9 protein-coding genes are annotated in these 11,062 nt (G+C 72.4%); 5 read left to right on the forward strand and 4 right to left on the reverse strand.

From position 1 onward, the window contains the following. Nucleotides 1-297 (reverse strand): alpha/beta hydrolase (locus tag ACFU7Z_RS26540; protein WP_380780110.1); only part of this gene is annotated, 297 nt, incomplete at its 3' end. A 232-nt stretch (nucleotides 298-529) separates the two neighbouring features. On the opposite strand from ACFU7Z_RS26540, the gene ACFU7Z_RS26545 reads away from it, so the two are divergent. Then, on the forward strand, nucleotides 530-1,597 hold the full coding sequence (locus ACFU7Z_RS26545) for an alpha/beta fold hydrolase (RefSeq protein WP_380780112.1): 1,068 nt from the start codon (nucleotides 530-532) through the stop codon (nucleotides 1,595-1,597). A gap of 51 nt (nucleotides 1,598-1,648) precedes the next feature. Here ACFU7Z_RS26545 and ACFU7Z_RS26550 read toward each other — a convergent pair whose 3' ends face one another. Further along, nucleotides 1,649-4,372, reverse strand: coding sequence for an AAA family ATPase (locus ACFU7Z_RS26550; RefSeq protein ID WP_380780114.1), 2,724 nt, complete (start codon nucleotides 4,370-4,372; stop codon nucleotides 1,649-1,651). Between the two features lie 394 nt (nucleotides 4,373-4,766). After that, complete coding sequence (locus ACFU7Z_RS26555) at nucleotides 4,767-5,126, reverse strand: hypothetical protein (protein ID WP_380780116.1); 360 nt, start codon at nucleotides 5,124-5,126, stop codon at nucleotides 4,767-4,769. A gap of 554 nt (nucleotides 5,127-5,680) precedes the next feature. Here ACFU7Z_RS26555 and ACFU7Z_RS26560 point away from each other — a divergent pair. From ACFU7Z_RS26560 to ACFU7Z_RS26570, 3 genes are all read left to right on the forward strand, one after another. Next, a complete protein-coding gene (locus ACFU7Z_RS26560; RefSeq protein ID WP_380780118.1) occupies nucleotides 5,681-6,856 on the forward strand; it encodes a hypothetical protein in 1,176 nt (391 codons plus the stop codon). 11 nt (nucleotides 6,857-6,867) lie between these two features. Further along, a complete protein-coding gene (locus ACFU7Z_RS26565; protein ID WP_380780119.1) occupies nucleotides 6,868-8,115 on the forward strand; it encodes an ATP-grasp domain-containing protein in 1,248 nt (415 codons plus the stop codon). Nucleotides 8,116-8,365: 250 nt separating this feature from the next. Beyond that, nucleotides 8,366-8,944, forward strand: a complete 579-nt coding sequence (locus ACFU7Z_RS26570; RefSeq protein WP_380780120.1) for a hypothetical protein — start codon at nucleotides 8,366-8,368, stop codon at nucleotides 8,942-8,944. A gap of 199 nt (nucleotides 8,945-9,143) precedes the next feature. Here the strand turns inward: ACFU7Z_RS26570 and ACFU7Z_RS26575 are convergent, their stop codons facing one another. After that, entirely contained in the window at nucleotides 9,144-9,578 is a 435-nt protein-coding gene (locus ACFU7Z_RS26575) for a helix-turn-helix domain-containing protein (RefSeq protein ID WP_079272302.1), read from the reverse strand. Nucleotides 9,579-9,703: 125 nt separating this feature from the next. Here ACFU7Z_RS26575 and ACFU7Z_RS26580 point away from each other — a divergent pair. Beyond that, nucleotides 9,704-11,062: DHA2 family efflux MFS transporter permease subunit (locus ACFU7Z_RS26580; protein ID WP_380780122.1), on the forward strand; the 1,359-nt coding region annotated here is incomplete at its 3' end.

Genomic DNA, 11,062 nt, shown 5'->3' on the forward strand with positions numbered 1-11,062 from the left:
GCCGAGGTCGGCCCCGAGGAGGTGCTGGGCGATGAGGCCGCCGGCCGAGTGCCCGATGAGGACCGGCGGGTCGTCGAAGCTGCGCACGACCTGCTCGTAGTGGGCCGCGAGCGCGGCGAGCCCGAGGTCGCGCGGCGGGCCGGGATCGCGGCGGGCCTGGTCGGCGGTGTGGGTTTCGCCGGGCCAGCCCGGGACGCACACCGCGTAACCGTACGCGGTGAACCGCTCGGCCCAGCCCTCCCAGGAGGACATGTGGAACCACGCACCGTGGATGAGGACGACGGGGGTTTGTTTCACGGCCAGACCTTCCGAATTGCACGCACGACGATCCGCCGGCATCACGGCGCTCCTTCGAGGATCACCGAGCGGCAGGCCGGCGGACACAGTCGAATGACTGAATCCGGCGGCCCGGCAGACCCTTCGCGGGTCCGCGGGCGCCTTCCTGCGTCTCGACGTCATGTGACCGATGCGGCCGGCCGGCGGCCGGAGAACAGTGGAGGCACCAGCGGGTCTCCAGGAAGGATCAGACATGATCGACAGGCGTGCCTTCACCAAAGCGGTCGGTCTCGGCATGGGCGCCACGGCCGTGTCGGTCGGCGCGGGCTCGAACGCGCCTGCCGCCCTCGCGGCCGGTTCCGACCGGCCCGGCCGCCCGGCCCCGGTCATCCCGGCCGTCACCGCGGGCACCCACACCACGTTCACCGACCTGAAGCGGGTCCAGGCCGGCGTGCTCGACATCGGCTACGCCGAGGCCGGGCCGAAGCACGGGCCCGTGGTCATCTGCCTGCACGGCTGGCCCTACGACATCCACAGCTATGTCGACGTGGCGCCGCTGCTGGCGGACGCCGGCTACCGGGTGATCGTGCCGTACCTGCGGGGCCACGGCACCACCACCTTCCTGTCCCCGACGACCGTCCGTACCGGGCAGCAGTCCGCGATCGCCCTCGACGTCATCGCCCTGATGGACGCCCTGAAGATCCCCGAGGCGGTGCTGGCCGGCTTCGACTGGGGCTCGCGGGCCGCCGGCACCGTCGCGGCGCTGTGGCCGGAGCGGGTCAAGGCCCTGGTGGCGGTGAGCGGTTACCTGATCGTCAACCTCCCCTCGCAGAAGAACCCGCTGCCGCCGAAGGCCGAGCGCACCTGGTGGTACCAGTACTACTTCGCCACCGACCGCGGCCGCGTCGCCATGGAGACCAGGCAGAACCGGCACGACCTGTGCCGACTGGTGTGGGAGGAGACCTCCCCCACCTGGAGGTTCGACGACGCCACCTTCGAACGCACCGCGGCGGCGTTCGAGAACCCCGACTACGCCGCCATCGTGATCCACAACTACCGCTGGCGTCTGGGCCTGGCCGGCGGCGAGCGCCGCTACGAGCGCTACGAGCGGCTACTCGCGGCCCGACCGCCCGTCACGGTGCCGGCCATCGCCGTGGACCCCTCCCTCGACCCGTTCCTGCCCACCACCGACGGCAGTGGGTACCGGACGTTCTTCACCGGCCCCTACGAGCACCGCGTCCTCACCGGCATCGGCCACAACGCGCCGCAGGAGGCGCCGACGGCGTTCGCCCAGGCCGTGGTGGACGCCGACCATCTGTGACCCCTGCTGATCCCGCACTGCCGTCACCGCACGGCCGTCACCGCATCGCCGTCACCGCACGGACAGGGCGCCGTCGATCTCTCGACGGGAGGAGATCCCCAGCTTGGCGAAGACCTTGCGCAGGTGCCACTCGACCGTACGGGGGCTCAGGAACAGGTGCTCGCCGATCTCCGCGTTCGGGTGCCCGGCGGCCGCGAGGCGGGCGATCCGCGCCTCCTGCGGGGTCAGGACCGGCGCGCCGACGGTCCTCTTGCGAACCGTCTCACCGGTGGCGAGCAGCTCACGCCGGGCCCGCTCGGCGAACCCCTCCATACCCGTGCGCCCGGCCGCCTCGTACGCCGCCCGCAGCTCGGTACGGGCCTGCGCGCGCCGGTTCCGGCGGCGCAGCCACTCCCCGTACAGCAGTCGGGCCCGGGTCTCGAACACGCCGAGCCCGCCGCGGCCGAAGTGGTCGACGGCCTCGCGGTAGCGGTCCTCGGCCTGCTCGGGTGCTCCGGTCAGGGCTTCGGCGACCGCGTGCGCGCCCAGGGCCCAGGGCGTGCCGGCCCGGCTCCAGTCGGCGAGCCGCTCGCGCGCCCCGGCCGCCACGGCCGGCTCGCCGGCCCTGGTCGCGGCCTCGACCAGCTCGCCGCACGTCCAGACGTGCACCACGAGGTCCTGGTACTCCCCGCCCCGGAGCGCCGCTTCCATGGCGAGCGGATAGTTGCCCAGGCCGTTGTGGAGCACAGCCCTCGCGCACGCGGCTACGCCGACGAGTCGGCCCAGGCCGCGCTGCTCGCCCTCGTGTTCCATCGCCTCGATCGCTTCGAGGGCCGGTCGTTCCCGTCCCTGGTACGCGCTGATCAAGGCCGCCGTGGCCGTGCGCGCCACCGAGCCGGTGACCTTGTCCAGGGCCGCGGCCTCGGCCAGCAGGTCGCCCGCTGGGGAGAAACGCCCCGCGAAGCCCAGCGCGGACGCCTGGTAGGGCAGCGCCGTCGAGAGGAGCGACAGGGTTCCCGTCCGGCGTGCGAAGCGGACCGCCCGGCCGCCGATGTCCAGCCAGCCCTGGAGATCGCCCAGCTCCGCGGCGGCGTTCGCGGCCGCCCACAGGACGGACGGGTCCTCCTCGTCGGTGAGGGAGCGCAGCGCCCGTGCCAGCTGCGGGAAGACGGCAGCCGGCCCGTCCACGCTCCGGGCGACCAGGGCCCTGAGGAAGACTCCCGCCGGCTCGTCGCCGGGCGGCAGGTCTCGAGCGGCCTCGGCGACCCGGCGCAGTGCGCCTTCGTCGTACCGGCCGACCCAGATGGCCGCGTCGTACGCCGCGAGGCAGGTCTCCCGCGCGAGGGCCGGGTCGAGGTCCCTGAGCCGACCCGCCGCGTCGAGCAGCGGCTGCACCGCGCCCCTCCCCGAGTCGGTCATGGACGACGCCTTGGCCCGCAGCCGGTCGGCATGGGCCTGCTGCAGCCGGTCCAGCGGCCCCAGCTCCGCGGCGGCGAGCAGGTCGGGCACCCGGGCCGGCACGCCCGCGGCGACATGGGCCGCCGCGGCCGCCAGAGCGCGCCGCGCCCGCGCCTCCGGGCAAGGGGTGAGCGCGGCGGCACGCTCCAGGAAGGAGGCGGCGGCCGCCCGGCCGCCGCGTGCCAGGGCCCGGTCGGCGGAGCTCTCCAGTGCGGCCGCCACCTGTTCGTCCGGCCCGACCGCGGCGTGGGCCCGGTGCCAGGCCCGCCGGTCGGGGTCGCGCTCGGCGTCGGTGGCCTCGGCCAGGGCCGCGTGCGCCGCATGCAGCGCCGCGGCATCCGCGCCGCGCCACACCGCCGAACGCACCAGCGGGTGCCGGAACCGCACGGCGGCTCCCAGGGTGATCAGGTCCGCGGCCTCGGCCGGCGCCACGGCCTCCGGCCCGATGCCCAGCAGACGCAGGGCGTGCCACAACAGCGGCCCGTCGCCGACCGGTTCGACCGCCGCGACCAGCAGCAGGGCTCGGGTGTCGGCCGGCAGGGCGTCGACGCGCCGGCGGAAGCCGTCCTCGAGCCGGGTCGCCAGCGGGCCCGCGCCGGGCCCGCCGAAGCCGAACGCCAACTCCGCCGGCGACAGGCCCCGGGGCAGCTCCAGCAGGGCGAGCGGATTCCCGCCGGTCTCGGCCACGATCCGGTCCCGTACCCGGGCGTCGACCGGCCCCGGCAGCACGCCGTCCAGCAGCGCCCGGGCGTCGGCATCGGCCAGCCCGCCCAGCGGAAGGTCCGGCAGACCGGAAAGGCCCTCGTCGTCCGAATTCCCGTCGGTGATCCGCTCGGCGAACACCAGCGCCACCGATTCCGCGTCCAGCCGGCGCCCGACGAACGCCAGGATTCGCCGGGACATCAGGTCCAGCCACTGCGCGTCGTCGACCAGGCACACCAGCGCGGACCGGGCCGCCGCCTCGGCGAGGAGACCGAGAACCGCGAGCCCCACCAGCAGCATCTCGGGCGGGTTTCCCGTGCTCAGGCCGAACGCGACCCGCAACGCGTCCTGCTGCACCTCCGGCAGCCGGCCGAGGTGCGACAACAGCGGGGCGCACAGCCGTTGCAGGGCCGCATAGGCGAACTCGGCCTCGGCCTCGACACCGGCCGCGCGTACCACCTGCCACTGCCCCGCCTGCCCAGCCAGATGGTCGAGCAGCGCCGACTTGCCGACACCCGCCTCACCCCGCAGCACCAGCACCCGGCTGCGCCCGTCGCCCACCTCGCGCAGCAGACGGTCCAGCACCTCCACCTCCCGGGTACGCCCGATGAGCTGGTGGTTCGCGGACTGCGGCATGGCACCTCCGGGGAGAGTTCCTCCCGGAGGAGCTGCACCCATCCTACGAAGGGCGGGGCCGGCCGAGTCGCACGGGTTCCGTCACGACCGGCGCGCGGCGGTCAGCCGGCGGCACGCGCGGTGGTGCGGGGCCCGGCACCACCGCGCCGTGTCACCTCAGCGTCCTGAAGGCGGCGCGGAGTTCTTCGGCCAGGAGCTGCGGCTGCTCCCGGGCGGCGAAGTGGCCGCCCCTGTCGACCTCGTTCCAGTGGACTCCTCGTGTCGGAACGGGATGTGAGGTGTTCCGCCCGCCGTCGGGCGTCACCGGCCTACCCCGGCGCCCCTCGTGACAGGGGCTTCGAGGCCTCCGTGCGAAGAGGTCGCCGAGGGCCGTACCGCCCTGGTCCGGGTGGCGTCAGGCCGGGACCACCCGGTAGCTCAGCACCGGCCACGGCAGGTTGAACTGGGCCAGCGAGCCGGTGGCCCACGGGGTGGCGCCGGAGCAGCCCGCGCCGGAGTACAGCACCACGGACGCGGAGCCGGAGGCGACCTGGACCGATCGGGCGGGTGCCACCAGCGTGTGGCACGTGCCGAAGTCGTCGAGGTCGACCGCGGTCACCGCGCCGCTCCCGCCGGTGCCTGAGTAGAGGCGGGCGCCCGGCTGCAACGGAGGCCAGCCGGCGGCGTGTGCCGTTCCGGCACCTAGGCCGGTCAGGGCGGCGACGACCATCGCCGTGGCGGCCGAGCCGCGGAGCATGGCCCTGGGTGTGAGCATGTGAATCACCTGTCCGTGTGTGTGATGGTGCCGCCGGAAGGACCGGGCCCGGTTCTGCGCCCGGAACACCCGGCCGCTGCCGGCGAACCGCTCCGGCGCTGTCGGACAGCGGGCTGCTGATGACGGGAGGCACAGACGGGGCGCCGCCTTCGGGGCGGGCGTGTGCTCTCCATCATCGGCTCGGTACTTCTGTTCCACATCGGTCATTTGACGGTGCGTCCGCTCTGCCCCGGACTCATCGTCCAGCCCGAACCAGGACCGCTCACCCCGGTCACGGCTCACCGCCCGACGTGGCCGACGTGGCCGACGCGGTCAACCGGTCGGCTCCCGCCGTCAGATGACCGATGTGCCGACGCGTGGCGGTGAAGCACGCTTGGACCCGCGGGCCCGCTCGACCCGTCGTGCCCCCTCCACCGGAACGCACCGTTCGACGGCCGCGCTCGTCGTCCGCGGCCTCGACGCCGCCGGCACGGGATCCAGCAGGCGACCGGCCCCCGGGCAACACCAACCCCAGCGCCGTCACGGCCCGTCGCGGCGGCCGGCAAGGAGAAGACGTGAACAGCAGCCAGCTCTTCGACGGTGTCGCACACCCCCGGCAGCACACCTCTCCCGCCCCCGGTCGCTCGGGCTCACCGCTGCGCGACTACGTCCTGTGCAGCCTTCCCGCCGCCCTCGGCGACCTTTCGGCAGGGCGCCTGACGTACCATCAACTCGCTGACTCCCAGGAGCAGATGCTCCGGAACGTCACTCCGCAGTGCCTCTCCGAGGACGACGAGCGGACCGCGCGTCTCCTCCAGCTCGATCTGCTCTTCCTGCTCAGCGGCTACGCGCCCGCGGGGCCGCAGGCCGCACCCCGCGCCCTGGCCGAGCTGATATCCGCCCAGTGCGGCAGGTTCCCCGCCCTGGATCCCCATCTGAGCTATGAGCTCCTGATCGACGTCAACTGCGAGGAACACCGGCGCAGCGGGGACATCCGGGTGTTCTCCGCGGGCCGGGACGCCCCTCTCGAACGGGACTTCTACCTCGGCCACCACCTCTCCGAACCATGGGCCAAATCGGCCGCCTACGGTCTGCGCTCGCTGGTCCTGCCGACGGCCGCCGCCCGACCGGCCGCGGTCCTGGACGACGTCGTCGAGTACCTCGCGGAGTTCACCCGGTACATGGCCAGGTACCGCAAGCTGTCCCAGCAGGCGTTCAACCGGTTCCGCCCCTACCACATGGGGCATCCCGGCGGCCCGCGCGGCGCGAGCGGTGCGTTCATGCCCAGTGTCCACCTCCTCGAACTGGCCCTGCTGCCGCCGTCGAAGGAGTACGGCGTCTTCCTGGACCAGTCGATGTCCTACTTCCCCTCGTGGTCGCGGCCCGCCATCGCGCGGTGGCGCGGCGATTCCATCCGCGGGGCGAACGTGTCCCAACGGCTGCGGGAGGGACGGCTGGTGCTCGACCGCGCGGGGCGCGCCCGGCTGGTCAGGGTGATCGACAAGTTCGTGGACTTCCGGATGGCGCACCTGGGCGTCACCCGGCACGCGCTCCCCGAGGCGTTCCGGGAGCGGACCGGGCTGACCCGTCGCGGTATCCACGAGCAGGGCGGCGAACACGACATCCTGGACGGCCGGGACCCCGGCACGTCGGGGTTCAGCGTCCGGCACGTGCTCACCAATGCGGTGTACCGGCTCCTCGCGCTTCGCGCCGATCTCATCCACCCCGGCTCCGCTCCGGCCAACCAGTAGGCAGGCAACCGATGTCAGCATTCCGTGTCGCGGTCGTCGACGCGTTCGGCACGTCCTCCGGGTTCACCGGCGCCTTCGGCGCGCTGGGCGGCGAGGTGATCCAGGTCCGGAGCACTCCCGCCCCTCCGGTCGGACTCGATCTGGTGGACGACCGGGCCTTCGGTCATGTGCTCGTCCACGAAGACGAGTTGGACGTTCTGACCGCACAACTCGCCGCGCTGGGGCCGGTCGCGGTCCTGGCCGGTCGCGAGACCGGGGTGGAGCTCGCCGACGCCCTCTCCGAGCGGCTGGGGCTGGCCTCCAACGGCACCGCCCTGAGCAGCGCGCGGCGCGACAAGTACGTACAGATCGAAACGATCAAGGCTCAGGGCGTCCCCGGCATGCGGCAGCTGCGAACCGGTGACGAGGCCGAACTGCTGGCCTGGCACGAGGAACTGGGCGGGACCGTGGTCGTCAAACCCCTGCGCGGCTACTGGGGCGACGGCGTGTCGTTCTGCGACGCTCCGCAGGACTCGGTCGCCGCGCTGCGCGCGCTCCGCGACCGCCGCGTGGTGCTGGGCGAGCCGATCACCGAGGTCGTCGCCCAGGAGTACCTGGTGGGCGCCGAGTACATCGTGAACACGGTCAGTTGCGCTGGTGTGCACCAGCTGACCGACGCCTGGCGCACCGAGCGGATCCAGGCCAACGGGGTCCGGGACCTGGTGACCGCGCAGGTGCTGCTGCGCTGCGACGAACAGCCGGTCGGCGAGCTCTTCGGCTACGGCCGCCGGGTGCTGGACGCCCTCGGCATCCGGTACGGCGCGGCACACCTGGAGATCAAGCTGACCCCGGACGGCCCGCGACTGGTCGAGGTGGGTGCCCGTGTCTCGGGGCTGCCCTACTACACGGCCGAGGTCCTGGGCGAGGGCCAGCTGGAGTGGACCGTCGACGCCTACGTCCGGCCCGAGCGGTTCCGGGCCCGGGCGGGCCGGCCCTATCAGCGGCAGCACGCGTTCGCCTGGGCGGCACTGGTCGCTCCGGCCACGGGCCGACTGCGGGGCTACCGCGCGCTCGACCAGCTCGAGCAACTGGCGAGCTTCCACTCCCTCACCGAGCTGGTGAGGCCCGGTGACGCCATCACCTCAACCACCTACGACCGCGAGTATCCGGTCACTCTGACGCTCAGCCACCCGGTGGACGCCGTTCTGCAGCGCGACCTCAACACGGTGCGCTACCTGGACGGACCCGGGATGTACGAGATCACCCCGGCGGCCGATTGACAGGTTCGCCGCCAGGCAGCCAGACACCCCCGCCGACCACCGCGCCGAAGTACCGCAACTGGCGCGACTCCACACCCCTCATGCTACGGCGGTAGGAGCCTGTGCCTACCCGCGATGCGATGGTTCTGTGCCCGATATCCGTTCCCTCCGACACCCGGCACTCCCTGCTTCGGGGCCCCCTGAATACATTCCATACATTGGGAGTTGATGCTACTTTCCATGTACTGATGCAACTCAGGGAGGGGTTGAAGTGAAGGTCACGTTCATCCAGGTGGAGGGCACGGCAGAAGAGCTGGACGCGTCCGACGTGGGAAGGCAGCTCATTGCCGCGATGGGAGTGGGCTCGACGCCCGCCAGCCGTCCAAGCGCAGGGGAGGACGCGCCAGTCGGGGGCAGCTGGCAGTCGCTGCCGATTCCCGGCCTCGCGGCCGAGGGCCAGGCGGAGGTGAGGAAGATGCTGACCCGGAACCCCGCCGCGGAGCAGTTCGTCTCGTTCCTCGAGGAGACGACGTCGTGGCCCAACGCCGCGCTGCACGGGGTCAAGCGGAAGACGCACCAGGAGGGAGAACCCCTCGACTACAGCGACTACCTGCGCCTGCGACGACAGGGAAGCCAGCTCGGCGGGTTCGCGTACGTCCACGCCGACACCGGCGTGGTCAACCTGCGGCTCAACTACGACAGCGACGCCGCGACCCTTCACGGCATCGCACCGGACGCCTATCTCGTCCCCAAGGGCCACCGGGCCTACCGGGTGAGCGTGCAGATCACGGACGAGAACACGCTCCGTCAGGCACTCGAGCTCGCCGAGATGGCCTACAAGCTGACGTAGCCCGGGATCGTGGCGGTCAGGCCGAGCCCTGCTCGCCATTAACGTCCTTGCTCCATCCGGCAGTTCTTCCGGCGCCGCCGCGCCGAACGGCCGGGGTCAGGCCCCGGCGGGCGATCTCCTGCCGGTCGACGCGGAGTATCCGGGCGAGCCCGTCGAGCATGATGACGGGCTCGCCCTTCGCATAGCGGAGGGCCTGGCCTCAGAGGTCTCCGGTGCCCGCCGCCAGTTGCTCCCGGTCGTAGGAGTCGCGTGAGCGGGCGATGGCGTCGCGGTGGCGTTCCGCCCAGGCGGTGAGGCCCTTGAGGGAGGCGTAGAGCTCGGCGGCCATCTCGGTGCCGCGGTACTCCACCTTGGGCGGCACGGTCGCGTAGACGGTGCGCTCGATCAGTCCGTCGCGTTCGAGGTTCCGCAGTGTCAGGGTGAGCATGCGGCGGCTGATTCCGGGTACGGACCGTTCGAGTTCGGTGAAGCGGACCGGGCCGTGGCTGAGGTTGAGCAGGATCCCGATCGCCCACTTGCCGCTGATCCGGTTGAGCGCCTCCAGGACGGTGCACGCCTCGCGGGCGGGGGCCGGGTCGTCGAGGCCGCCGGTCTCGTCGATGTCCTCGATCACATCGTTGTTCCCCAGGAACATGAAAGTGCCTCCTTACGGTGGACTTGATGGTCACACATGATGGTCGCTGTAACAAGAAGTGCCCTCAGGGAGCGCGGGCGCCACCGGGCGCCCCTCCCGGGCCATTCCCCCGAAGGACTGCTCCGATGACCACGCAAGCCCCGCCGTCCCTCCAGCCTTCCAGGTCACGCTGGTTGGCACTGGGGCTCCTCTGCACCGGCAACCTGATGATCATCCTCGACGGTTCGATCGTGACCGTCGCCCTCCCGACCATCCAGACCGACCTCGGCTTCACCCAGTCCGGCCTGGCCTGGGTGGTCAACGCCTACCTCATCGCCTTCGCCGGGCTGCTGCTGCTCTCCGGCCGGCTGGGCGACCTGCTGGGCGGCAAGCGCGTCTTCAGCGCGGGCCTGGGCCTGTTCACGGTGGCCTCGCTGGCCTGCGGCCTGTCCTCCTCCTCGACGGCGCTGGTGGTGTTCCGGTTCGTCCAGGGGGTCGGCGGGGCGCTCGCCTCGGCCGTCGTCCTGGGCATGATCATCACCCTGTTCCCCGACGCCGGCGAGCGCGCCAAGGCACTGGCGGCGTACGCGTTCGTCTCCGCGGCCGGCGCCTCGCTGGGCCTGATCCTGGGCGGCGTGCTGACGCAGAGCTTCAGCTGGCCGTGGGTGTTCTACGTCAACGTGCCGATCGGCCTGGTGGCGCTCGTGCTGACGCAGAGCGTGGTGCCCGGCGGGAAGGGAGCGGGGCTGCGCGAGGGCGCCGACCTGATCGGTTCGGTGCTCGCCACCGGCGGTCTGATGCTGCTGGTCTACACGATCATCAAGGCCGAGGAGTACACCTGGGGCGACGCCCGCACGCTGGGCCTGCTGGCCGGCTCGCTGGTGCTGCTGGCCGGTTTCGTGGTCCGCCAGGCGTACGCGGCCAAGCCGCTGCTGCCGCTGCACATCTTCCGCTCCCGGGCGGTCTCCGGCGCCAACGGCATCATGGTCCTGATGGTCGCCGGCCTGTTCGGCTACCAGTTCTGCACCGCGCTCTACTTCCAGAACGTCCTGGGCTACGACGCCCTGAAGACCGGGCTCGCCTTCCTGCCCGCGCCGGTCACCATCGCGATCGTCTCGCTGGGCTTCGCGGTCAAGCTGAACCAGAAGTTCGGGCCCCGCCGGGTGCTGGTCGTCGGCCTGCTGCTGGTGGCCGCGGCGCTCGCGCTGCTGGCCCGGGTGCCGAGCGACGGCAGCTTCCTCGTCGACATCGTGCCGCCGTTCGTGCTGCTCGGCCTCGGCTTCGGCGCGGCCATGCCGGCGCTGATCGGCCAGGCCATGTCGGTCACCTCGCCCAACGACGCCGGCATCGCCTCCGGCCTGGTGAACACCACCCAGCAGGTCGGCGCCTCGATCGGCACCGCCGTGCTCGCCGGATGCCTTCCGCGTACCCGGGCAGGTCGCGCCCGAGCAGCTCCCAGGCTTCGCGCAACGCGCCCGTCCAGTCGAGCAGTTCGCTCTCGGAGA

This window comes from Kitasatospora sp. NPDC057518 (genome assembly GCF_042802075.1).
GTDB lineage: Bacteria > Actinomycetota > Actinomycetes > Streptomycetales > Streptomycetaceae > Kitasatospora.